The 22,909-nt window shown below is 62.1% G+C and carries 21 protein-coding genes; 17 read left to right on the forward strand and 4 right to left on the reverse strand.

The features are described 5' to 3' along the window. Window positions 1-829: 829 nt before the first annotated feature. Together B5T_RS12575 and B5T_RS12580 are read left to right on the forward strand one after the other, a co-directional pair. Window positions 830-1,753, forward strand: a complete 924-nt coding sequence (locus tag B5T_RS12575; RefSeq protein WP_014994888.1) for a class I SAM-dependent methyltransferase — start codon at window positions 830-832, stop codon at window positions 1,751-1,753. 316 nt (window positions 1,754-2,069) lie between these two features. Continuing rightward, window positions 2,070-3,062 (forward strand): putative solute-binding protein, encoded by a 993-nt coding sequence (locus B5T_RS12580; RefSeq protein WP_014994889.1) that lies wholly within the window; start codon window positions 2,070-2,072, stop codon window positions 3,060-3,062. A 130-nt stretch (window positions 3,063-3,192) separates the two neighbouring features. Here the strand turns inward: B5T_RS12580 and B5T_RS23620 are convergent, their stop codons facing one another. Then, the gene (locus B5T_RS23620) at window positions 3,193-3,381 is read right to left on the reverse strand and encodes a putative solute-binding protein (protein WP_148279264.1); all 189 of its coding nucleotides are present in this window, start codon (window positions 3,379-3,381) and stop codon (window positions 3,193-3,195) included. Window positions 3,382-3,588: 207 nt separating this feature from the next. Here B5T_RS23620 and pqqA point away from each other — a divergent pair, with 207 nt between their 5' ends. Genes pqqA through B5T_RS12610 form a run of 7 tightly spaced genes read left to right on the forward strand, consistent with a single transcriptional unit; the run spans window position 3,589 to window position 11,146 of the window. Beyond that, window positions 3,589-3,660 carry a pyrroloquinoline quinone precursor peptide PqqA gene (gene pqqA / locus B5T_RS22710; RefSeq protein ID WP_081586962.1) on the forward strand — a complete coding sequence of 24 codons (72 nt, stop codon included), beginning with the start codon at window positions 3,589-3,591 and terminating at the stop codon, window positions 3,658-3,660. A gap of 56 nt (window positions 3,661-3,716) precedes the next feature. Further along, window positions 3,717-4,628 (forward strand): pyrroloquinoline quinone biosynthesis protein PqqB, encoded by a 912-nt coding sequence (pqqB, locus tag B5T_RS12585; RefSeq protein WP_014994891.1) that lies wholly within the window; start codon window positions 3,717-3,719, stop codon window positions 4,626-4,628. Beyond that, on the forward strand, window positions 4,625-5,389 hold the full coding sequence (gene pqqC / locus B5T_RS12590) for a pyrroloquinoline-quinone synthase PqqC (protein WP_014994892.1): 765 nt from the start codon (window positions 4,625-4,627) through the stop codon (window positions 5,387-5,389). Before pqqB ends, pqqC begins: the two co-directional genes overlap by 4 nt. Beyond that, a complete protein-coding gene (gene pqqD, locus B5T_RS12595) occupies window positions 5,386-5,664 on the forward strand; it encodes a pyrroloquinoline quinone biosynthesis peptide chaperone PqqD (protein ID WP_014994893.1) in 279 nt (92 codons plus the stop codon). The genes pqqC and pqqD overlap by 4 nt, the downstream gene beginning before the upstream one ends. Further along, window positions 5,636-6,784: a pyrroloquinoline quinone biosynthesis protein PqqE gene (gene pqqE, locus B5T_RS12600; RefSeq protein WP_041717008.1), complete on the forward strand. Its 1,149-nt coding sequence runs from the start codon at window positions 5,636-5,638 to the stop codon at window positions 6,782-6,784. Before pqqD ends, pqqE begins: the two co-directional genes overlap by 29 nt. Next, on the forward strand, window positions 6,759-8,645 hold the full coding sequence (locus B5T_RS12605) for an alpha/beta hydrolase family protein (RefSeq protein WP_014994895.1): 1,887 nt from the start codon (window positions 6,759-6,761) through the stop codon (window positions 8,643-8,645). Before pqqE ends, B5T_RS12605 begins: the two co-directional genes overlap by 26 nt. Then, a complete protein-coding gene (locus B5T_RS12610) occupies window positions 8,642-11,146 on the forward strand; it encodes an insulinase family protein (RefSeq protein WP_014994896.1) in 2,505 nt (834 codons plus the stop codon). The genes B5T_RS12605 and B5T_RS12610 overlap by 4 nt, the downstream gene beginning before the upstream one ends. A gap of 116 nt (window positions 11,147-11,262) precedes the next feature. Here the strand turns inward: B5T_RS12610 and B5T_RS12615 are convergent, their stop codons facing one another. Both B5T_RS12615 and B5T_RS12620 read right to left on the reverse strand, forming a co-directional pair. Then, a complete protein-coding gene (locus tag B5T_RS12615; RefSeq protein ID WP_014994897.1) occupies window positions 11,263-11,859 on the reverse strand; it encodes a glutathione S-transferase family protein in 597 nt (198 codons plus the stop codon). An 11-nt stretch (window positions 11,860-11,870) separates the two neighbouring features. Continuing rightward, entirely contained in the window at window positions 11,871-12,338 is a 468-nt protein-coding gene (locus B5T_RS12620; RefSeq protein ID WP_014994898.1) for a VOC family protein, read from the reverse strand. 141 nt (window positions 12,339-12,479) lie between these two features. Between B5T_RS12620 and B5T_RS12625 the strand changes: the two genes are divergently transcribed. After that, window positions 12,480-13,370, forward strand: a complete 891-nt coding sequence (locus B5T_RS12625; protein ID WP_014994899.1) for a LysR family transcriptional regulator — start codon at window positions 12,480-12,482, stop codon at window positions 13,368-13,370. On the opposite strand, the gene B5T_RS12630 is transcribed toward B5T_RS12625, so the two are convergent. After that, a complete protein-coding gene (locus tag B5T_RS12630) occupies window positions 13,346-15,502 on the reverse strand; it encodes an IgaA/UmoB family intracellular growth attenuator (protein ID WP_014994900.1) in 2,157 nt (718 codons plus the stop codon). The two genes, B5T_RS12625 and B5T_RS12630, sit on opposite strands and share 25 nt — an antisense overlap. A 159-nt stretch (window positions 15,503-15,661) precedes the next feature. On the opposite strand from B5T_RS12630, the gene B5T_RS12635 reads away from it, so the two are divergent. The 7 genes from B5T_RS12635 (at window position 15,662) to B5T_RS12665 (ending at window position 22,877) form a co-directional block, all read left to right on the forward strand. Beyond that, window positions 15,662-16,489, forward strand: a complete 828-nt coding sequence (locus B5T_RS12635) for a MipA/OmpV family protein (RefSeq protein ID WP_081586871.1) — start codon at window positions 15,662-15,664, stop codon at window positions 16,487-16,489. Window positions 16,490-16,509: 20 nt separating this feature from the next. Beyond that, entirely contained in the window at window positions 16,510-17,217 is a 708-nt protein-coding gene (locus B5T_RS12640; RefSeq protein ID WP_014994902.1) for a response regulator transcription factor, read from the forward strand. Then, complete coding sequence (locus B5T_RS12645; RefSeq protein ID WP_014994903.1) at window positions 17,210-18,523, forward strand: sensor histidine kinase; 1,314 nt, start codon at window positions 17,210-17,212, stop codon at window positions 18,521-18,523. The genes B5T_RS12640 and B5T_RS12645 overlap by 8 nt, the downstream gene beginning before the upstream one ends. 306 nt (window positions 18,524-18,829) lie before the next feature. Continuing rightward, window positions 18,830-19,870, forward strand: coding sequence for an aliphatic amidase (locus B5T_RS12650; RefSeq protein ID WP_014994904.1), 1,041 nt, complete (start codon window positions 18,830-18,832; stop codon window positions 19,868-19,870). A gap of 95 nt (window positions 19,871-19,965) precedes the next feature. Next, complete coding sequence (locus B5T_RS12655) at window positions 19,966-21,087, forward strand: AAA family ATPase (protein ID WP_014994905.1); 1,122 nt, start codon at window positions 19,966-19,968, stop codon at window positions 21,085-21,087. Between the two features lie 33 nt (window positions 21,088-21,120). Next, complete coding sequence (gene amiC, locus B5T_RS12660) at window positions 21,121-22,278, forward strand: aliphatic amidase expression-regulating protein AmiC (protein WP_014994906.1); 1,158 nt, start codon at window positions 21,121-21,123, stop codon at window positions 22,276-22,278. After that, window positions 22,275-22,877: an ANTAR domain-containing response regulator gene (locus B5T_RS12665; RefSeq protein WP_014994907.1), complete on the forward strand. Its 603-nt coding sequence runs from the start codon at window positions 22,275-22,277 to the stop codon at window positions 22,875-22,877. Before amiC ends, B5T_RS12665 begins: the two co-directional genes overlap by 4 nt. Window positions 22,878-22,909: the final 32 nt, after the last annotated feature.

Consider the following 22,909-nt stretch of genomic DNA (forward strand, 5'->3'; position numbering starts at 1 on the left):
AACGCTTTTAGAGCTCTTTAGGAACCCTTTAATATTTACAGTCGTACACTTTTAATAAGGCAATGAATTTGTATTTCCTGTCCCCTTTTTAAGCCTCCCATTTAAAGCCTATTCCGGGATTAGCAAACGCTCACTTGGTTACAAATCGGTGTATATTGAAACCGCCTTTGTATACCCCTTTTTGCGCGGCTTTCAGGTCTTCCGAGACGGTTTTTTGCGTCCATACACAGGAACCAAATAAATCGCAATAAGCGCGTCTTCGCTTAGTCCTTTTGGTCAGCATGAAAATGCCACTAAGCGTCCATCTGTTCTCTTCTGGTGAGAGGTAAACCGGAGCGGTTTACAAGGTCACCCGAGCTCCCCTGAATAGCGGTAACGAAATTTTAGGGACGCTTCCTGGCGCGCAAAGAAGGGAAAGAGGCCCCCGGGCTGAAGCCGGCAGGCCAAGGGCCGTCGATATCAGCTGGCTGGTCGGACCGTATAATGCATGTCGGAGCGGACAAAACGCGTATCATCGCCCAGAAACTCCAGGGTGTATGGCGTGCTCTGGAATACGTGGCGGGACTCGCCTTGATCCGAGGTCAGCACTCAAGGTCCTTTGTTCCATCACTTTAAAGCATAACCATCTGTAACATTCTCGAGATCAACACATCCAATGTTCGGGTCCCGTTGCACCGTGCTCGTACGCGCCTGTTTCAGATGGTGGATCATTTTCAGGAGACCGGTGAATGTTGAAATACACGGAAGTAGCCAACTGACTCGTATGTGTCCTCGTCATCAATCACATCATGTACCGCACCGAGATGCCAACAGCCACGGGAAGATAACCATGAACACTGTTTTCACGCGAACCGACAAGATCCATGACGGCCCCAATCAAACCCGAAGACCGGATTTCCCGGCCCCACTTTTGCTGTGCTTGTTCCTGGCCATGTTGCCAGCCATGGCCCTGTCCGGCGGCCAGCGGGAGGGATCGACATCCGCTCAGCCGGATGCTGTTCAACAGGCCCTGGAAGGCAATCACCGCAGCGTCGCCAACCGGGCCCGCGACGACGCAAGAAAGCCGGGCGAGACGTTGACTTTTTGGGGCTTTCAGCCGGATATGACGGTAGTGGAAGTCTGGCCCGGCGGTGGTTGGTACACCGAGATTCTGGCCCCCAGCTTGCGCGATCGGGGCAAACTGATCGCCGCCAACTTTCCCGATGATGCCAAGCCAGACTGGCGCGCGGCGATGGCCCGGGCATACCGAGAAAAGCTGGCCGCCCATCCACAAGTGTATGACCAGGTGAAGATTGTCCCTTTCGACCCTCCCGCTCATCCCGATCTCGCCCCCTCGGGTACGGCGGACATGGTCATCCTGTCCCGTCACTTTCATAACTTCATCCTCGGCGGCATTGTCGACGAGGTTCTAAGCGCCTCACGGCGGGCCCTGCGCCCCGGTGGTGTTCTCGCCATTGTTCAGCATCGTGCTAAGCCGGACGCGACGCCGGAAGCGGAGCAGCGTACCGGTTATGTACGCGAGCAATGGCTGGTCAAAAAAGTGGAATCGGCCGGGTTCATTCTGAAGGCATCCAGCCCCCTCAATCACAACCCCCGTGACAGCCGCGAGCATGAGGACGCGGTCTGGTCGCTGCCGCCATCCCTGCGTACCTGCAAACAGCTGGCTGACCCGTCAAAACAGATAGCCTGCCGGGAAAAGTACACCGCCATCGGTGAAAGCGACCGAATGACGCTGCGTTTTATCCGTCAGTAAATCGTTACTCATTGCCGCAAGGAGCGTTTCGATGAGCAATTGAGGCAAAATGCCGATAGAAGCCACCGTGAGTCAGCCCCGCGGCCCGCGGCCCGCGTCTACCCTGCCCGCCAGCAAGGCAATTGGCTGTGTCTGCGCCCTTCCATGGCGATGCGGCCAGTGCGGTAAATTGATCGCCCCCATACCCGCTGATACATTCAAATGCGTATCGTCACGATGCCCTCGTGGACGCGTTTCCACCCACGCCTAGCGAAGCCAGCCTCTCGACAGCGAAAACAGACCCGATTTCCTTTTCTTTTCGGATCACGGAGCCCTCATGAAAAGAACCGCGTTGTACTTGCTTACCCCTCTGCTCATCGCTCTCTCCCTGCCCACCCTGGCGGAGCCGATCAAGCGTAAAGTGTGTGTGTTCGACATCGTCGGCAACGCCGGGCCGATCATGAACAGCGCCCGCGACTGGAAAACCACCGCGCTGTCCTGGGGCCTGGATGTGGAACTGCTGCCCTACACCAGTGAGCTGATCGCCACCGAGGACCTGAAGGCCGGTGTCTGTGACGCCGCTCTGGTGACCGGGATCCGCGCCCGCGGGTTCAATAAGTTCGCCGGTACCATCGATGCCATCGGTGCCGTGCCCAGCATGGATCACTTGCGCATCATCTCCCAGGTTCTGGCCAGCCCGAAGATGGCGGACAAGCTGGAAGGCGGCAACTACTCCGTCGCCGGTTTCGCTCCGGCGGGCCCCGCTTATATCTTCGTCAATGATCGCAAGATCAATACGCTGGACAAGGCCGCTGGCAAGAAAGTGGCGGTGTTGGAATACGATGAAACTCAGGCCGGCCTGGTGTCGCAGGTGGGCGCCACGCCGGTGGACTCCGATGTCACCAATTTCTCCACCAAATTCAACAACGGCTCGGTGGATGTGATCTTCGCGCCCCTGGCGGTCTATCAGGCCCTGGAATTATATAAGGGGCTCTCTCCCGATGGCGGCATCATCGACTACCCGCTGGTGCAACTGACCCTGCAGGTTATCGCTAAAACCGACCGTTTTCCCAAAGAGATGTTCCAGAAATCACGCAGCTATTTTTATGAAAACTTCGACCGCTTCCGGCAGCAGGTGGAACAGGAATCAAAGGCGGTGGACTCAAAATGGTGGGTGAAGATCCCCGATGAAGACAAAGCGGAATACGAATTGATGATGCAGGAAGCCCGCGACCAGCTCCGTGATCAAGGCTATTACGATGCGGACATGCTGACCATCATGCGCAAGATCCGCTGCAAACTGGACGCCTCCCGGGCCGAGTGCACCTGAGGTTGTCGGCTGAAGCATTAATTCTCTTCTGTAGGAGCCTGCCTTGCAGGCGAATCACCCTGGCGGTGGGAGAAAAAGCATTCGCCAGCAGGGCTGGCTCCTACAGTAGATGGAAATCGGGTCAACCGCTCTATTCCACCGGATTGACGCACTCCCCCCGATTGGGGTCCAGCTTGCAGCGCACCTTGCGTTCCAGGGTCAACATATCCGCGCTGTAATACCCCTTCCCGCGCAGGGTCAAACGGGCATCCTGCATCATCATCTCGTACTCGCGTTTATCCTGGACCGGATGTAATCCAATACCGCCCCCGAATGCCAAGGCCCGGGCGCTCGTATTGGCGACTCCCCCACAAACCTGGGAGGCTCTCGATCGACCGCGATAAGCGTGTTAGCGCGTTCAAACCGACACCTATGGACCGGCCCATTCGGTACTAAAGTAGTAGTGATCCGGCTCCCTCGGCGGTGTTCAAATGAATCGGCCGATCACGGCCAATCTCTGACACGAATAATAATCGAGGAGCTCGCTATGTGGACCAAACCCAGCTATGTGGACATGCGCATCGGCTTTGAAGTCACCATGTACATTTCCAATCGCTGATGCCGGTTCCCGCGGGCCCACCTTAGTGGGATCCGCGGGTTCCGGGTCTCACGCCCATGCATATCCGAATTCTCGGCTCGGCGGCCGGCGGCGGCTTTCCCCAGTGGAACTGCCAGTGCGCCAATTGCGCCGGGCTGCGCCAGGGCACCATCGACGCGGTGCCCCGTACCCAGTCTTCCATCGCGCTGTCCGACGACGGCGAGCACTGGATTCTGTGTAATACCTCGCCGGACATTCGCGCCCAATTGGAAAGCACGCCGGAACTGCGGCGGACGGACGGCAAACGCGGTACCGCCATCGGTGCCATCGTGCTGATGGACAGCCAGATCGATCACACCACCGGCCTGCTGATGTTACGCGAGGGCTGCCCCCATGAGGTCTGGTGTACCGAGATGGTCCATCAGGATCTGTGCTCTGGCTTTCCACTGTTCCGCATTCTGGATCACTGGAACGGTGGGCTGCGCTGGAACCCGATTCCGTTGGCCGGTGAGTTCCGCATCCCCTGCTGTCCGGGTCTGAGCCTCACGCCGATCCCGCTGCGCAGCGCGGCACCGCCCTATTCTCCGCACCGTAATGATCCCCACCCCGGCGACAACATCGGCCTGCTGGTGGAGGACGCTGACGGCAAGCGCCTGTTCTATGCGCCCGGCCTTGGCCAGGTGGACGCCGAACTGCGCGCCCTGATGGCCAGTGCCGATTGCCTGTTGGTGGACGGCACTTTCTGGCGCGAGGATGAAATGCGCCACGCCGGCGTCGGCACCAAACCGGCCAGCGAAATGGGCCACCTGCCGCAGAGCGGCCCGGGCGGCATGCTGGAACTGCTGGCCAGTCTGCCGGAACCCCAACGCCGGATACTCATCCATATCAATAACACCAATCCGATCCTCGACCACGGCTCCGAGGAGCGCGCCCGGGTGGAACGCCAGGGGGTCGAGGTGGCCTACGATGGAATGGCGATTCGATTATGAGCGAGCTGGCCTCCGCCCTGCCACTGAGCCGCGCCGAGTTCGAACAGGCGCTGCGCGACAAGGGCCGTTACTACCACATCCATCATCCTTATCACGTGGCCATGTATGAGGGCCGCGCCAGCCGCCGGCAAATCCAGGGCTGGGTGGCGAACCGGTATTACTATCAGGTGAATATTCCGGTGAAGGACGCCGCCATCCTCGCCAACTGCCGGGATCGGGATGTCCGCCGCGAATGGGTGCAGCGTATTCATGACCACGATGGCGCCGCCGGCGGCGAAGGCGGCATCGAAGCCTGGGTCCGCCTGGGCGAGGCGGTGGGCCTGAGCGCCGAAGAAATACGCTCCCAGGAACATGTGCTGCCCGGGGTGCGCTTCGCGGTGGACGCCTACGTGCAGTTCGCCCGCACCGCCAGTTGGCAGGAGGCGGCCTGTTCGTCCCTGACCGAGCTGTTCGCGCCGCGGATTCACCAGTCGCGGCTGGACAGCTGGCCCCGGCATTATCCGTGGATCGGCGAGGATGGATATCACTACTTCCGCAACCGCATGGGCGAGGCACGGCGGGACGTGGAACACGGCCTGCGCATCACGCTGGATCATTTCACCACCCGCGAGGCCCAACGGCGGGCGTTGGACATTCTGCAGTTCAAGCTGGATATTCTGTGGACCATGCTCGACGCCATGAGCATGGCCTACGAACTTGAACGGCCGCCCTACCATACCGTCACCGATGAAGGCGTCTGGCATCGGGGGTTGCAGCAATGAGCGCACCACATCAGGACGCCATTCCACTGTTGCGCCGGGGCTTCCGTCTGCAATGGGAACCGGCGCAACAGACCCATGTGCTGCTGTACCCGGAAGGCATGGTAAAACTGAACGAGAGCGCCGCCCAGATTCTCACGCTGGTGAACGGCGAGCGCAGCGTCGCGGACATTGTCGCCACTTTGCATCAGCGCTTCCCGGAGGTACCGGATCTGGAAGCGGACGTGTTGGATTTTCTCGAGGCCGCCCATGGTAACCACTGGCTCACCGAACGCTGAGATCCGCCCGGGACCGCCGTTATGGCTGTTGGCGGAGCTGACCTACCGCTGCCCGCTGCAATGCCCCTATTGCTCCAACCCGGTGGACTTCGCCGACCAGGGCCAGGAGCTGGACACCGGGCAATGGCTGGACGTGTTCGCCCAGGCACGGGCCATGGGCGCGGCCCAGTTGGGCTTGTCCGGCGGCGAACCGCTGACCCGGCCGGATCTGATCGAGCTGGTTTCCGGTGCCCGCGAACTGGGTTATTACAGCAACCTGATCACCTCCGGCATGGGGCTGAACCGGGACAAGGTCCGCGCCCTGGCGGACGCCGGCCTGGACCACATTCAGATCAGCTTCCAGGACGCCGAAGAGGCCGGCAATCAGTTGATGGCCGGCTCCCGCAAAGCGTTCCAGCATAAGTTGGAAATGGCCCGGGCGGTGAAGGCGCATGATTTTCCCATGGTGCTCAATATCGTCATTCACCGGCACAACATCGACCGCATCGGCGACATCATTCAGCTGTGCCTGGACCTGGAAGCCGACTATGTGGAACTGGCCACCTGCCAGTATTACGGCTGGGCCCACTTGAACCGGCAAGGCCTGATGCCCTCGCGGGCGCAATTGGAACGAGCGGAACACGTGGTGGCGGACTATCGGCGCCGCCTGGAAGACGCCGCCAATCCCTGCCAGTTGATCTTCGTGGTACCGGACTATTATGAAGAGCGCCCGAAACCCTGCATGAACGGCTGGGGCAGTATGTTCCTGACCATCACCCCGGACGGCACCGCGCTGCCCTGCCACAGTGCTCGGCAATTGCCGATCGACTTCCCCAACGTCAGGGACCACACCATTGAGACCATCTGGCATCGTTCTCCCGGCTTCAATCATTTCCGCGGCGACGCCTGGATGCCCGAACCCTGCCGCTCCTGCGACGAGAAGCACGAGGACTTCGGCGGCTGCCGCTGCCAGGCCTACATGCTCACCGGCGATGCCGCCAACGCTGACCCGGTGTGCGCCAAGTCGCCGCATCACCACACCATCGTGGCGGCACGGGAACAGGCCGGCACGCCCCTGGATCAGGTGCCGCCACTGACCTACCGCAATGAACGCAATGCCCGGCTCATCTACCGGGGCTGATCCGGCCCCGCCACCGCCACCATCGCCACTGAGCGCCCGCCAGGCGGTGGCGGCCACGGTGGAGTTCGGCGAGTTGCACAGCAACGCGCAACGGGTGATCTGGACCCGTAGCGATCCCCGCGACGGCCGCTTTCGGGTGCAGGAATGGACAGCGGCGGGCCGCCGCACCCTGACGCCGGAAGGGTTCAGCGTGCGCTCGCGGGTCTACGAGTATGGAGGCAGTGCTCTGTGTCTGGGCCAGGACGGCCTGGCCTTTGTCAACGAAGACGACCAGCAGCTTTATTGGCAGGGGTTTTCCGAGTCGCGGTGCCATCCGCTCACCGACCACCCGGATCGCCGCTACGGCGGACTGGCCTACGACCACCACCGTGACCGGATCATCGCCGTGGAAGAATGGCGGGAGGACCAGGAAACACGGCACCGGCTGGTGACGGTGGGGCGAGACAGGACCTTGCGGGTACTGAGCGAGGGCGCCGATTTCTATGCGTCCCCCGCCATCAGTGACGACGGCCATCAGCTGGCCTGGGTGGAATGGGATCGCCCCCATCAGCCCTGGACGGCCAGCCGCCTACGCCACGTGAAACTGACCGGCGACGGCCAGCCCGGGACGGCCCTGCCCGGCCTCGACAAACCGGAGCATTCGGTGCAACAACCCCGTTTCGACCGGCAAGGGCGTTTGCTCTGCCCGTTCGACGGCAGCGGGCATTGGCGCCCATGGCGGTTCGAACACGGCCAATGGCAATGTCTGCCCGGCATGGAAGCGGATCACACCTCCAGCCCCTGGCTGCTCGGTTCCCGCCATTACGATACACAGCCGGACGGCAGCCCGGTGACGGCCTGGTGGCGGGACGGCCGGGGCCATCTGAGCGTTGCGGGAGACGCCGTCCCGCTGGCGGCGATGCCCGCGGACTATCATCATTTTCTTGCCATCAGCGCCAGCCCCCTGGGCGTGTTCTGCCTCGCCGCCGGGCCACGCCGGGGCACCACGTTATTGCATCTGCACACAGAGGAAGACGGCGATGTCTCCATACTCGATGCCGCGCCGCTGCCCCTGGAAGCGGCCACGGTATCGGAACCGCAAACGCTGATGTTCGCCAGCGCCGACGACACCCGCTGCCAGGGCTTTTATTACCCGCCCAGCCCCGGCGACAGTGCGCCGCCGCCGTTGTTGGTGACGGTTCATGGTGGCCCGACTTCGGCCAGTTTTCCGCTGTTCAATCCGGCGATACAGTTCTGGACTCAGCGCGGCTTCGCCGTGCTGGACCTGAATTACCGTGGCAGCGTCGGCTTCGGCCGTGAGTATCGTCAGTCCCTGGCCGGACAGTGGGGCGTCAGCGATGTGGACGATGTGCTGTACGCGGTGGAGGCACTGATAAGGGAACGGCGGGCGGATCCGCGCCGGCTGTTTTTGCGGGGACAAAGCGCCGGCGGCTTCACCGTGCTCAACACTCTGGTGCGCGCGCCGATGACCTTCCGCGCCGCCGCCAGCTTGTACGGCGTCAGCGATCCGCTCCGGTTGCGCCGGCAAACGCACAAGTTCGAAGCGGACTACATCGACTGGCTGATCGGTGACCCAGAACGGGATGCGGGCCGTTATCAGGCTCGCTCACCACTGGCCAACGCCGCCCGCCTGCGCACTCCGACCCTGTTTTTCCAGGGCCTGCGCGACGCCGTCGTGCTACCGGAACAAACCGAAGCCATGGTGGCGGCGTTGCACGCCAACGGCGTGCCGGTGGAATGCGTACGCTTCGCCGATGAACAGCATGGCTTCCGCTCACCGCGCAACCGGTCACTGGTACTGGAACGGGAACTGGCCTTCTACCGGCGCCATGACCCCGTCGGCCGGGAGTCCGGCCAATGACCGCATTCACAGTCCACGACCCGCGACGGTTGCCACGCTCTGATGCCCGGGCACGCCTTTATCAGCACGAAAATGGCCCGCGCACCCTGCTATTACCGGCACCGGGCTCACGGGTGACGGCGTTGCTGCAAGTCGGCGTGGGCAGTCACGATGAACCCGAAACCCGCCCCGGACTGGCGCATCTGCTCGAACATGTCCTGTTCACCGGCAGTGAACGTTATCCCGATGTCCATCACTTCGCCCACCGCATCCAGGGCTGGAATGGCCGCTACAACGCCAGCACCCTGGACGACACCATGGCGTTCTTTTTCACCGTGGACGCGGAAGGGCTGGCGCCCTGCCTGGCCCATCTGGTCGACATGTTGAGCCGGCCCTTGCTGACAGCGGAATCGGTGGCACGGGAGCGACGGATTCTGGACGCCGAGTTCCGAACCCGGCTGGCGGATCCGCGGCTGCATCGTCAGGCGCTGTTGGCGCGACTGGCGCGGCCATCGCATCCGCTGGCCCGCTTCACCGCCGGCAACGCCCACAGCCTGAGCGCCCCCCTGGCCTCCCTGACCGGGGAGGTCCGGGCCTTTCACGCTTGCTGGTTCCGCGCCGGCAACATGACTCTGGTTCTGCAAGGCGCGCTACCGGACAACGTGGATAGCGTGCTGGCGGAAACGCTCTCGCTGCTGCCCAGCGGCCCGATCCCATCCCGGCCCGCTCTTGCCACGGCTTTCCCCAGCGACATCCGGCAACAAGACTGGCTCTGGCAGGCCCCGCAGTCCGATACCAGTTGCACACTGCTGTTTCCCTTGCCCGAGGACGAACGGGTCTGGCCCTGGTTGCGCCACTGGTTGCGGGAACCCGGCCGTCACGGCGCACTGGGCAGCCTGCGCGCCACCGGCATGGCGTCAACGATCACCGTGACCGGGCAGCGCCGCCGACGGAACCAGGGGAAGAACCAAGGGCAAAACCAAGGGCAAAACCAAGGAGAGTGCCTGATTGAGCTGGACGCCCCCGGACGCGGCCAGGAGTGCGCCGCCGCTCTGGAGCATTGGCTGGCACGAATGGCCACCTGCGGCCCCTCCCAATGGCCGCCAACCATGCGATTGGAGAGCCCGGACCCGGAAGGCTTTCCAGGCCCACCGGATTCCGCGCTGGCGCGTTTGTGCTATCTGGCGCGCCGCCTTGCCAGGGAGCCGGAAACGGACGCCAACACTCTGCTTGCGCCCCCGACGCTGCCCGATGACCCCGCCTGGCATAACACTCTGCGGGGGCTGAGCGACACCGGTGCCATGGTCATCGACCACGACAACGGCCGGGACTTCACTCGCTTCACACCCTGGACCGGCACGCCCTACCGCGCCATTCCACGGCAACGGCCGGCGGCAACCGATCTGTTCCAGACATCGCTGGCACTACCGGCAACGGCCACCGCGGCCCCGCCTTCCTTGAAGACGCTCATCCGCGTCCCGCTTGACACCGAGGACACCCTCAGGCTCGGTTGGCGCTGGCCCGGTGATCAGGCAACCGCGGTGGAACGGCTGAGCGTGTATTGGCGCCTGTTGCTGGAGCACGCCTCTTTCACTAGCCCCAAAGCCCGTGTCCATCAAAGCGGCACCAATCTGATACTGGACCTTCCCGCTGAGGACACCGCTCTCCGGACAACACTGGCAACCCTGTTCGCGCCGATGGAGGCCGGCTGGGAACGTCTGACCGAACACCAGCATCGGATCTGGCGTCGACAACACGACGCGGCAGCGCCGGCGCACCGCCTGCTTCAGGTTTTGCGGGATCGCCTTGATGGCGTAACGCGGGAAAACCAGGGGCCGCTTTCCTCTCCCACGTCGTGGTACTGCGCTTACCCACAAGCCTGGCCGGAGACATGGCTGGCCACGGGACTGTCCCCCATAACCGCCCGCTTTTTTCCCGATGCGGCCACGGACACCACCGGCGCCACGGCGATTCCCACCGGGGAACAGGCGATTCCCTGCGCCTACCCCGATCACGCTCGTCTGCTTTATCTGCCGGCGCCGCATCGCCATGCACTGGACCGACTGTGCTGGCGATTGCTGCAACGCCATCTGGCCGCCCCCTTTTATCAGCAATTGCGACTGCGGCAACAGCTGGGCTATTGGGTGGACTGCCGTTATCAGGAGGAAGCGGACGGCCGCTGCGGCCTGCTTCTGCTGGTGCAGTCACCGGATCATAGGCAGAGGGTGCTGCAGGCGGCCCTGGCTGGCTTTCTTGAAAACGCTGGCGCGCTTTTGACGGCGGCGTCCCTCGACGACTGGCAAAGGACGATACGATCACTGCGGGCGGAAGTGGACCGGGAACACAGCGCCTCCGGATACACTTTTGAACAACGCTGGAATCAGGCGTTTTATCAGCGCCCCGCAGAAGCCGACGCGGAGCTTCCTCTGTTGGACCGTCTGACAGCAAAGAACTGGCGCGACGAGGTACTGGAACGGTACGCCATGGCCCGGCCGTTTACCCTCTATTCCATCGCCGGGTGACTTTATCCGGCCACTTCGTAGTGGGGTTTGTAGGAGCTAGCCCTGCTGGCGAATTGACTTTGACGCTGGGAATATTCGCCTGCAGGGCAGGCTCCTACAGCGGCTTCGTAGCGACCTTAAACCCCGGGCATGGGCTGAAACCCGGGCAGCGCCTTGATCCGCTCCATCCAGGCGTTCACATGCTGATAGGGACGCGGATCCACGCCACCTTCCCAGGCCACCGCCAGATAGGGAAACACCGCGCATTCGGCGATGGTGGGCCGGCCAGCGGCGAGCCATTGGTGAGTGGCCAAATGATCGTCCAGCAACCTTAAAATCCGTTCACTTCGTTCCAGCGCCAGCGCCTTGTCCAGGGCATAACCGAATTTGTCGACCAGACGCGCGGCGTTGGGACCGTGCTGAATTTCATTGGCGGCCACCGACAGCCATTGCATCACTTCCCCCTGAAGGTGCGCTTCCCCTGGCCACCACGCCTCGCCGCCATAGCGCCCGGCCAGATAGACCAGTATCGCCTGGGAATCCCGCAACACCAGTTTACCGTCCTCGAGGATGGGCAGTTCTCCCCAGGGGTTCAGCGCGGCAAGACGTTCCCCTTTATGTTCGCCAGCGAGAAAATCCACCGCTTCGATCTCCAGTGGCAGCCCCGCCAGCGCGGCAAACAAACGCACCTTATAGCAATTGCCCGAAGGCTCCAGGTCATACAGTTTCATCATTGCTCTCCTACTCAAGAGTCGGTCCTGTTCAAGAATCCGTCCTGTTCGGGAATCAGTTGATTGAATTCAAGAACATTGCCGTCGGGATCACGGATAAACAGCGCCACCCGGCGCGGACCGATCCGTTTGGGGCCTTCGGTAATAACGATGGCCTCCCGCTCCAGCCAGGCCTGCAGCGCGGCCAGATCCTCCACCAGGAACGCCGGGTGCGTCATACCGGGCAGTTTCACCGGTTCATCCAGCAACACATTGCGGCCACCGGGCCGATGGGCGCCATTGAAAATCAGATTGATCCGCACCCCGGCCTCGGTGACCATTTCGTTGGCCTCGGCGCCGGGAAAATGGTGGGTTTGGCGGAATCCCAGGCGTTCATAAAAGCGCAGTGACCGGCGCCGGTCGGTTACCCGGATGCCGACGTGATCATAGCCGGTCGCCGTCACCGGGCAGTCTTGCGACGTCGTCGGGTCGTTCACCTGCATAGTCCCAAACCTCCACTTTCGGCCTATTGATTGGCCACCGATGCTGACCTAGTTTGGATAGGTGAAAAATGGCCCCGAACGCAGAACACTATTACGCGCGGCGCACAAGTCAGCTCGGCCCAACAGCCCGGAGAGCGAAGCATGGATAAACTCAAAGCGATGGCCACCTTCGTGCGTATCGTCGACGGCGGTAGTCTCAGTGCGGCGGCGGACGCCCAAGGACAATCCCCGGCTTCGGTGGTGCGCAGCCTGGCGGCGCTGGAGCGTTCCCTGAACGTCCGTCTCCTCAATCGCACCACCCGCCAACTGTCCCTCACCGAGGAAGGCCGGGACTATCTGGCGCGCTGCCGGCGCATTCTGGCCGAGGTGAGCGAGGCGGAAAGCGCGTTGCAGGAACGTCAGAAAGGGCCTTCCGGCACTGTGGGAATCACCGCTCCGGAAACCTTTGGCCGCTATCACGTGGCGCCCCTGGTGAACCGCTTTCTCAGCGACCACCCCGCCATGCGCGTCAATATGGTGCTGGATGACAAGGTGGTGAACCTGGTCGAAGCGGGCCTGGATCTGGCGATACGAATCGGGCACCCACGGGATTCGTCCCTGGTCGTCCGTCCCCTTGGACACATGTCGACGGTGGTGTGCGCCAGTCCGGACTATCTGGCGAGCAAGGGAGAACCATTGACGCCGCAAGAACTGGAACATCGGCCCTGTGTGCTGTTCGCACCGCAAGGGCCGCTTTGGGGCTTTCACGACAGGACGGTACGGATTGATCCCACTCTGGTCACCAACCAGATCGAAAGCGCCCGGCAGGCCTGCATCGCCGGCCTCGGCTTCGGGCGCTTCTATCACTATCAGGTGCGGGAAGCCCTGACGGACGGCACTTTGGTGAGAGTGTTGGAAGCCTTCGAACCGGATCCCAGCCCCGTGCTGTTGACCTACCCGCACTCGCAACTGCTGTCACGCCGGGTACGCTATGTGATCGACTGGCTGGCGCCGCGCCTCACGCCGCCTCAGGACGACCGCGCCCAGCCATGAAGCCGGGCCAGATCCGCTTCACGGCGCCGCCGGGCACGGTACTGTTGTACCGCCAGCCAGACGTGAACCGGCAGCAGCACGGCGCACAGCAATATCCAGAATGTGAGCAGCAGCGAACGCCAGGGCCAGTCCAGTTGGCGGGTGACATCCACCACCAGTATCGGCGCGCCCGAATCGTCCTCGCCGCGATGAACCAACATCCCTTTTGCCGAGAATGGCGCCGCGCTGCCCGGCGTGGTCAGTTCGGCGAAACGCCGCCATAACTGGATATCGGTCATTGATGCCGGCGTCAGTCCCGGGTCCCCGATCATGTGCACCAGCACACCGCCTTTTTCGTTCTCATGGATCTGGCGGCCAAGATCCGGTACCGCCTGTTCCGCCCGTTCCCGCCCCACCGCGCGCAAACGACGCTTCACCAGACCAAGCTGAGAGCGCCCGATTACCGCCTGCAGAGGTTTCTCACCGTCATAGCCGACCACCTCTTCACGCAGCGTCCGCCAATCAGTGGGCCGTTCCGGCAAGGCGACACGGAGGTGTTCAACGATGGTGTCGCGAAGGGAAGCGCAGGCTAGCTGTTGCCGCGACCCGCAAGCGCTGTCCACCAGTTCAATCAAATCCCGGGGATTGCTCACCACCAATGGCGCCTGACCCGGATCCCGGCCGTACAGCTTCACCATCATTTCCACATAAGGATCCCGGCGCGTTTTCACCACCTCGTCGGCGAACAGCGCATCGGTGAGTTCATCGACCTCCACCCGGGGCAGTGCGGAGGTATCGCCTCCCCAGCGGATCCAGTCACAGTGCACTCTGGGGTACAGCCAGTCCCCCATCGATGCGCGCACCTGGCACCGTCCCGAACCGGACAGGTCCACCATGGTGCCGGGACCCGGCGGCGCCGCCAACAGATCCGACGCTTCCCGCGCCTCCACATAACCGCCCCCGGACATCGCGTTCCAGGCCAGCATCAGATCGGCCCAGGGCGCCCGTGACAGCATCAGCGCCGCCAGCAGCGCCACACCCGCCACCAGCGCCATGGTGAAGTGGCGCCCCCAATAGGCCGGGGGGAAACGCCGGATTTCTTCGTCCAGGGACAGCTGGCGGTTGTAATTGACCACCGAGTAATCGTCCACGCGCAGATCCATCTCCAGGCGCTGGCCGTCCTCATAGCTCACATGGGGACGCCAATGTTCCGGCAGGCTGAAGGTCAGCTTGTCGCCCAGAGTGGCGGCCACGGTCACACGGTTGTTGCTTTCATCGAACAACAGTGGCGTCAGATTCAGGGTGCCGGTAACCGTATTCACCTTCTGCGGCGGACCGGGGCGCCAGCGGCGCCAGAACAGCCACAACGCCCAGACCGTCAACAGCACGGCGGCACCACTCCACAGGGACATTGCCAACACACTGGTCCGGGCCGTGGCGATCCCCAAGCCGATGAACGCCAAAGTCAGCAACAACCCCGGCAAGAGCCCCACGCCACGGCCACGACGGGCCTCGATCTCCGCCACGGTCTCGTCCCGCTGGGCGTAAATGTCCACCCGGCGTTTACGCGCCGCTTCCTCTTCGTCCTTTTCCTTGCCCCGATCCGAATCGCCACCGTCGTCTTCGTCGTTGTCGACGAACACATCCTGCAAAGCGCCGCGAGCACCGTCCTGCCATTGCTGATCAGCGGTATTGCGACGCTGGTCCCGCTCCTGGGCACCGGGCAGATCGAATTCCTGATTCAGCCCGACCACCACCGCCATCTTGCCGGCGAACACCACTTCGGCGCGGTTATGCTCGGCCAGGAACAGATCGGCGTCGTAAGGCAGAAAGACCTCCACACCGCCAATAATGTCGTGCCAGGTACTGGTTCCGTTGGATTCGAGACCGTGCCGGGAATAGGCGCCTTCCAGCAGGAACACGTCATCGCTTTCCACCGCCAGCGGACGCTTCGGTTTGGCCGGATCGTAAACCGGCGGCAAGGCCCGCCGCTCCGTTTCGCTCAATCGGCGAATCGCGCCGCCCTGCTCGCGCACCTCGGACAGCGCCTTCGCACTCCGGCGGCGACGGGATGAATAGCCGATCAGGCTGCTGACGGTAAGCCCCAGCACCACCAGAATGAACAGCAGTTTGAGCAGTCCCAATAACTCCAAGGCCTTATCCTCCTTGATAAAAGTGGCGCGTATGCTACCGCATTCGCGCCGGTACGAAAAATCGCCGCCCGGCGCTTTCCCCGCGAGCCGACGACATTTTCTCCACACCCGCGACGCTAGGGTGAGTCTCCTGGCCACACCGGCCGATCGGAGGAGAACATGTTCCCATCGTCTACACTTGCCCCCCGCCCTGGCTGGCGGGACGCGCGAGCAATCCGTCTGATTCTGTTATTGGCCCTCCCACCCACCGTATTCGCTTCCCCCACGCCTTCCGACGAAGAGCACGACAGTAAATCGAACTGGAGTCTTATCCTCGGCGCGGGCGCTCTTTACCGTCCCGATTACCCGGGCTCCGACGACCTCGAGACACGCGCGGTACCGTTGATCTTCGCCGAGTACGGAGAGCGCTTCTATCTGCGTGGTACCACCGCCGGCGTGCGATTATGGGGCAATCGCATGTGGGGGCTGGATGCGGTGGCCCGTTATCATTCCGCCCGCGACAGCGACGACAATTCGATCCTGGAGGGTTTGGAGGAAATTGATGCCGGTATCGACGGGGGGCTTGCCCTGAATGTCGGTCGGGGCCCCTGGAAAGCACAACTGGCCGTCTATCAGGATCTCTCCGATAGCCACGACGGCCTGCAAATTGATTTGGAGGCAGGCCGAACTTTCACCCTCAACCCGCGTCTACAACTGGAACTGGAGGCCAACGCCACCTGGGCCGACGCCGATTTCACCGACACCTATTTCGGCATCACGCCGGATCAGGCGCTTCGAACCGGTCTGCCCGCCTATGAAGCCGAGGCCGGTATGCAAAGCGCCGGGCTGGACCTGGGCCTGAACTATTCCCCGGGCCGGCATTGGCTGGTGCGCGCACAGGTGGGTGTGGCTCGTTTGCTCGGCGACGCCGCCGACAGCCCTCTGGTGGAGGACCACGGTTCCGCTACTCAGCCACGGGCGGCTCTGTACATCGGCTACCGCTTCTAAGGCTTCACAGGAGGGACACCATGATCCGGTTGGCGGGCTGTAACCACCTGCAGGTTTTGATCATCGAGGATAACAGCGCCCTGGCGGGCAATCTGTTCGATTACCTGGAAGCCCATGGCCACTATCCGGATGCGGCACCGGACGGCCTGTCCGGACTGCATCTGGCCACCCATAACCACTACGATGTCATCGTCCTGGATTGGATGTTGCCACGCCTGAGCGGGCTCGATTTCCTGAAGCGCCTGCGCGCCGAAGCCGGCCTCGCCACGCCGGTGCTGATGCTCACCGCCAAGGACCAGCTGCCGGACAAAATCGCCGGCTTCGAGGCCGGCGCCGACGACTATCTGATCAAACCCTTCGCCCTGGCGGAACTGGAAATCCGCCTGCGGGCGTTGGTCAGCCGGGGCTGGGATGCCGGCTCCGCCGACCTCTGCGTGGGTGACTTGCGGTTTGATCCTCACACACTGGAAATCAAGCGCGGCGGTCGCATGCTCTCTCTGCCGCCAGCCGGTCGGCGACTACTGGAAGTTTTGATGCGGGCATCCCCCAAGGTCGTGCCCCGGGAAAAACTGGAGTCCACTCTCTGGGGCGACGGCCCACCGGATCAGGATATTCTGCGCTCGCACATGTACCACCTGCGCAAGGTGGTGGATCGCCCGTTCAGCAGAAAACTGATTCACACCGCGCCACGGGTGGGCTACCGGTTGTGCCAGCTAGACCATGAATAGCTGCCGGCATACCAGTCTTCGCCGGCGGATCAACAGCAGCTTCCTGCTGGTGATCATCCTTTTGACCGCCGTCATCGCCTTCCATAGCTACCTGTCCCAGTCCCTGCTGGAAAGTCAGTACTGGCGCATCATTCTGGAATCCACCCTGGCGGACCTGGATGCCGACAAACCCCTGAAAACCCGGGAGCTGCCACAAGTAGGCCCCCTGCACGGCTGGCACATCCCCACGCAGGGAACGGAAGCCCCCGCGCCCGCTCCCTTTCGCACCTTGCCCTTGGGATTCCAGAGCCGCCACATCGAATGGCGGGGACGTGCCTACGTGGCACTGGTGCACCCCAATGGCCCTGGCCGTGTCGTCCTGGCGCTGGATATCACCGAGCTGGAAACACAACAAAACAGGGGCGCGCTGCTTGGAGCTCTGATCGCCGCGCTCAGCCTGCTGCTGGCGATCCTGCTGATGCGTTCACTGGCCCGGCGTCTCTCCGCGCCGGTCAAGGACATCGCCCGACGCATGGCCTCTCTGGACCCGCGGCAGGCCGGCGCCCGCCTGCCGGTCGACTACAAGGAAATCGAGATTCATCACATCGCAGTGGCGGCCAACGGCTACCTCGATCGGGTCGACAGTTTCATTGAACGGGAGCGGCAATTGATCGACCAGGCCAGTCATGAATTCCGTACCCCCATCGCCGTCATCGCCAGCGCCGCCGACGTGCTCGACACCCTGCCATCGTTACCATCCACCGCCCGCCGTCCGCTTCATCGCATCCGCGAAACCGTGGACAACCTGCATGAGATCATGGCTGCCCTGCTGTTTCTTTCACGGGAACAGCATTCGGGAAACGACGAACTGGACGACTGCGACCTGCGTCAACTCATCCCCAAACTTATCGCCGATCATCAACACTTGCTGTCGGACAAACCGGTGCGCTTCCAGCTTGCGCCGCTGCCCCCCATCACCCTGAACGCACCGGACGCCATGATCCGTATCGCGGTGAGTAACCTGCTTCGCAACGCGGCGGAAAACACGCATCAAGGCTGTATTCACGTCAATCTCTCCACCACCGAAGGGGCGCTGCTTCATATCACCGATACCGGAGTGGGATTTGATCCGGAACAGGTCGCCCGGAACTACACACGCCGCTTGCAGGCCTCGCCCAAGGCGGGGGCAGGCCAAGGACTCGGACTCTTCCTGAGCCAACGCATTTGCGAACATTTCGGTTGGACACTGAATTTCGATTCGATACCGAACGGCGGAACCCGGGCCACTCTCGATCTGAGTAGCAGTGTCGCTACGCCACAGCTGTAGGAGCCAGCCCTGCTGGCGAATGATTTGCCGTGGATGATGGAATGATCCGCCAGCTGGCAGAGGGCCGCCCCGACTGGCTCCCACATCGGTTTGGTGTGCTTGACAGGGGCGGCAAAGAGCGCCTATAACGTGACAAACAGGTGGCGCCCATCAACGGCGATGCGGCTACGCCAACCAGATTGCACAATGCCAACAGAGCAAATGGGCTCTTCCGGGACTTGTCCCGGAAGAGCCTTTTTTTTGGGCCGTCATCCGTGACGGCCACTCCATTTGCCCTAATGAAAACGACAACAAGAGGTATGAGTTATGCGTCATGGAGATATCTCCAGCAGCAACGACACCGTCGGCGTGGCGGTGGTCAACTACAAAATGCCACGTCTGCACAGCAAGGCCGAGGTTCTGGAAAACGCCCAGAAAATCGCCGACATGATCGTGGGCATGAAGCAAGGTCTGCCAGGCATGGACCTGGTGATCTTTCCGGAATACAGCCTGCAGGGGATCATGTACGACCCCGACGAAATGATGGAGACCGCCGCCACCGTGCCGGGCGAGGAAACGGAAATTTTCTCGCGCGCCTGCCGCAAAGCCAACACCTGGGGGGTCTTCTCGGTCACCGGCGAACGCCACGAGGAACATCCGCGCAAGTCCCCCTACAACACGCTGATCCTGATCGACAACAAAGGCGAAATCGTCCAGAAGTACCGCAAGGTCATTCCCTGGTGTCCGATCGAGGGCTGGTACCCCGGCGGCCAGACCTACGTCAGCGACGGCCCCAAAGGCATGAAGATCAGCCTGATCATTTGCGACGATGGCAACTATCCGGAAATCTGGCGCGATTGCGCCATGAAAGGCGCTGAACTGATCATTCGCTGCCAGGGCTACATGTACCCGGCCAAGGAACAGCAGGTACTGATGTCCAAGGCCATGGCCTGGGCCAATAACTGCTATGTGGCGGTGGCCAACGCCGCCGGTTTCGACGGCGTCTATTCCTACTTCGGGCATTCCGCGCTCATCGGTTTCGATGGCCGCACGCTGGGCGAATGCGGCGAGGAAGAAATGGGCATTCAGTTCGCCCAGCTGTCGCTGTCGCAAATCCGCGATGCCCGCGCCAACGATCAATCCCAGAATCATCTGTTCAAGATCCTGCACCGGGGCTATAGCGGCATGCATGCCTCCGGCGACGGTGACAAGGGGCTGGCGGAATGTCCCTTCGAGTTCTACAAGACCTGGGTCAACGACGCGGAAAAAGCGCGCGAAAACGTGGAGAAGATCACCCGCTCCAGCGCCGGTGTCGCGCAATGCCCGGTGGGTAACGTGCCCTATGAGGGCCTGGAGAAAGAGGCCTGATCCGCGGCGGCGTGCCGACCGGCACGCCGCCTCCGCGATTGCTTTCCCGGACAGCCTTTTTTCGGACAGCTTTTTCCGGACAACAGGGACCCGCCATGCCCTTTCTCAACGATATGATCGAACAAAATCAGAGACAACGGGATCAACACCGGGCTCTGAATCATGAAAACGCGGCGCCGCACAATGTGGTGCAAGCCCATTTGCGTCATCAATCCGCCCTGCAAAGCCGCTATCGTTTCGATGTGAGCACCATCATGGCCACCCTGCGCGGCGAAATTCTCGGCCAGGATCCGGCCCTGCAGGCGGTGGAAGACATTCTCAAGGTGGTGCGCGCCGATATCACCGACCCACGCCGGCCCTTGTTCACCGCTCTGTTTCTGGGCCCCACCGGAGTCGGCAAAACCGAGATCGTGCGCGCCCTGGCGCGGGCCCTGCATGGTGACGCCGACGCGTTCTGCCGGGTGGACATGAATACCCTGTCCCAGGAGCATTACGCGGCCGCACTGACCGGCGCGCCACCGGGCTATGTAGGCGCCAAGGAGGGCACCACCCTGCTCGACCAGGACAAACTGGAGGGCACCCAGGGCCGCCCCGGCATCGTGCTGTTCGATGAACTGGAGAAAGCCAGTGACGAAGTGATTCAGGCGCTGCTGAACGTATTCGACAACGGCATGCTGACCGTGGCGTCCGGTGAGCGCACCTACAGCTTCCGCAATACCCTGATCTTCATGACCAGCAATCTCGGCGCCCGGGATATTCAACATTACGACGAACGACGCGCGCGCTTTCCCCGCTCCCTGCTGCCAGGACGGCGCGACCGCCGCCATCACCACATCGACAAACTGGTACGCGGCAAACTGCTCAAGGCGTTCTCACCGGAGTTCGTCAACCGCATCGACACCACCATCACGTTCAACTGGATCGAAGCGGACATCGTCGAACAACTGGTGGCGCTTGAAATCCAACGCCTGAATCAGCGCCTGATCAAACATCATTGCCATCTCGATGTGGATCCGAAGGTGGTGTCATTCCTGGCCCGGCAGGGGTTCGATCGCCAGTTTGGCGCCCGCTCCCTGCGCCGTGGCGTTCGCCGGCATCTGGAGGTGCCGTTGGCGGAGTATCTTCTGCGCCATCATCACCCCTGCGACAATGGTGATACCCCGACGGCGTACTGGGCCCGGTTGGAAAACCAGCGCGTGGTCTTCCTGCCACTGTAATGACGGGCCCATAACAATAACAGGAGACGTATCATGCCCCACCTCCGGGACCGCCCCACCATCGGTCTGTTGTTCTCCGCCACCGGCGTTACCGCCGACATCGAGCGCTCGCAACGCTACGGTGCCCTGCTCGCCATCGATCAGGCCAATCGCGAAGGCGGCGTGAACGGCTACCCGATCGAATCGGTCAGCCATGATCCTGGCGGTGATCCGGATCGCTACCGGTTATGCGCGGAAGACTTCATTCGCAATCAGGGCGTCAAGTTGCTGGTGGGGTGTTACATGTCTCACACCCGCAAGGCGGTGATGCCGGTGATCGAACGGGCCGATGCCCTGCTCTGCTACCCCACGCCGTATGAAGGCTTCGAATATTCCCCGAACATTTTCTATGGCGGTCCCGCGCCAAACCAGAACAGCGCGCCCCTGGCCGCTTACCTGATCAATCACTACGGTGAGCGCGTGGTCTTCATCGGTTCGGATTACATCTATCCCCGCGAGAGCAATCACGTCATGCGCCATCTCTATCGGCAGCATGGCGGCAGCGTGGTGGAGGAAATCTACATTCCGCTCTATCCCTCCGACGATGAAGTCATGCATGCGGTGGAACGGATCATCAAAGCGCAGGCCGATGTGGTGTTTTCCACCGTGGTGGGCACCGGCACGGCGGAACTGTACCGCGCCTTTGCCCGTCACTACAGCACCTCCGCGCGTCCACCCATCGCCAGCCTCACCACCAGCGAGGCGGAAGTGATGGAGATGGGCAACGACGCCGCCGAGGGCCATGTGGTGGTGGCCCCCTATTTTTCCAGCATCGATACCGCCGCCAGCCGCGCCTTCGTCGATGCCTGCCATGCGTTTTTCCCCGAGGATGTCACCATCACCGCCTGGACGGAGGCGGCCTATTGCCAGACCCTGATGCTGGCGCGGGCAATGCGGGCCGCCGGCAGTTGGCGCGTGGCAGACGTTCAACGTCATCTCTATGAGCTGGAGCTGGACGCCCCGCAGGGGCCGATCCGTATCGAGCGGCAGAACAATCACACCCATTTGACCTCCCGGATCGCTGAAATCGACGCCCGAGGCGTATTCCAGGTCAAATGGCAATCCCCGCAACCGATCCGGCCAGACCCTTACGTGGTGGTGCACAACCTGGACGACTGGTCCGCCAGCATGGGCCGGGAGGTGCGCCGATGACCACCCCGACCAGCGCCGCGGCCATTCTCAATACGCTTCGGGACCTGCAGGTCCTGGTGATCAATCCGCCTGGCGACATCAGCGACGCTCTGGTACTGCAATTGATCCGCATCGGTTGTTCCGTGCGTCAGTTCTGGCCGCCACCGGAAAAATGCGAGGTGACGGTGGACGTCATCTTCACCGGCATCTTTCAAAGCCGCCACCATGAGGAGATCGGCAGCCTGGTCACCACCAGCGATCCGCGCACCACGGTGGTGGCGCTGGTGGAATACGAAAGCCCCGCCGTTCTCTCACAGATCCTGGAACTGGGCTGCCATGGTGTCATTACCCAACCCCTGGACAGCCATAAGGTGCTGCCGGTGCTGGTGTCCGCCCGCCGGAACAGTGAGGAAACAGCAAAGTTGAAACAAAAGAACGCCCAGCTCCAGGAGCGGATGGGCAATCAGGCGGACATCAACCGCGCCAAGGTGCGGTTGATGAAGCAACACGGCTGGGAGGAAGAGGAAGCCCATACCTTTCTCTCCCGGGAAGCCATGAAGAAGCGGAAATCCATCCTCGAAATCGCCAGGGAGATTTTGCAACAGAAACCGGGACGGTAAAGAGCCGCCCCCGAATCATGCCAATAACAACA

This window comes from Alloalcanivorax dieselolei B5, from assembly GCF_000300005.1.
Taxonomy (GTDB): domain Bacteria; phylum Pseudomonadota; class Gammaproteobacteria; order Pseudomonadales; family Alcanivoracaceae; genus Alloalcanivorax; species Alloalcanivorax dieselolei.

Excerpts from the sequence above, each read along its gene's own strand:
- B5T_RS12575 (WP_014994888.1), top strand. The coding sequence starts at position 830 with ATGAACACTGTTTTCACGCGAACCGACAAGATCCATGACGGCCCCAAT.
- B5T_RS12580 (WP_014994889.1), top strand. The coding sequence starts at position 2,070 with ATGAAAAGAACCGCGTTGTACTTGCTTACCCCTCTGCTCATCGCTCTC.
- pqqB (WP_014994891.1), top strand. The coding sequence starts at position 3,717 with ATGCATATCCGAATTCTCGGCTCGGCGGCCGGCGGCGGCTTTCCCCAG.
- pqqC (WP_014994892.1), top strand. The coding sequence starts at position 4,625 with ATGAGCGAGCTGGCCTCCGCCCTGCCACTGAGCCGCGCCGAGTTCGAA.
- pqqD (WP_014994893.1), top strand. The coding sequence starts at position 5,386 with ATGAGCGCACCACATCAGGACGCCATTCCACTGTTGCGCCGGGGCTTC.
- pqqE (WP_041717008.1), top strand. The coding sequence starts at position 5,636 with ATGGTAACCACTGGCTCACCGAACGCTGAGATCCGCCCGGGACCGCCG.
- B5T_RS12605 (WP_014994895.1), top strand. The coding sequence starts at position 6,759 with ATGCCCGGCTCATCTACCGGGGCTGATCCGGCCCCGCCACCGCCACCA.
- B5T_RS12610 (WP_014994896.1), top strand. The coding sequence starts at position 8,642 with ATGACCGCATTCACAGTCCACGACCCGCGACGGTTGCCACGCTCTGAT.
- B5T_RS12615 (WP_014994897.1), bottom strand. The coding sequence starts at position 11,859 with ATGATGAAACTGTATGACCTGGAGCCTTCGGGCAATTGCTATAAGGTG.
- B5T_RS12620 (WP_014994898.1), bottom strand. The coding sequence starts at position 12,338 with ATGCAGGTGAACGACCCGACGACGTCGCAAGACTGCCCGGTGACGGCG.
- B5T_RS12625 (WP_014994899.1), top strand. The coding sequence starts at position 12,480 with ATGGATAAACTCAAAGCGATGGCCACCTTCGTGCGTATCGTCGACGGC.
- B5T_RS12635 (WP_081586871.1), top strand. The coding sequence starts at position 15,662 with ATGTTCCCATCGTCTACACTTGCCCCCCGCCCTGGCTGGCGGGACGCG.
- B5T_RS12640 (WP_014994902.1), top strand. The coding sequence starts at position 16,510 with ATGATCCGGTTGGCGGGCTGTAACCACCTGCAGGTTTTGATCATCGAG.
- B5T_RS12645 (WP_014994903.1), top strand. The coding sequence starts at position 17,210 with ATGAATAGCTGCCGGCATACCAGTCTTCGCCGGCGGATCAACAGCAGC.
- B5T_RS12650 (WP_014994904.1), top strand. The coding sequence starts at position 18,830 with ATGCGTCATGGAGATATCTCCAGCAGCAACGACACCGTCGGCGTGGCG.
- B5T_RS12655 (WP_014994905.1), top strand. The coding sequence starts at position 19,966 with ATGCCCTTTCTCAACGATATGATCGAACAAAATCAGAGACAACGGGAT.
- amiC (WP_014994906.1), top strand. The coding sequence starts at position 21,121 with ATGCCCCACCTCCGGGACCGCCCCACCATCGGTCTGTTGTTCTCCGCC.
- B5T_RS12665 (WP_014994907.1), top strand. The coding sequence starts at position 22,275 with ATGACCACCCCGACCAGCGCCGCGGCCATTCTCAATACGCTTCGGGAC.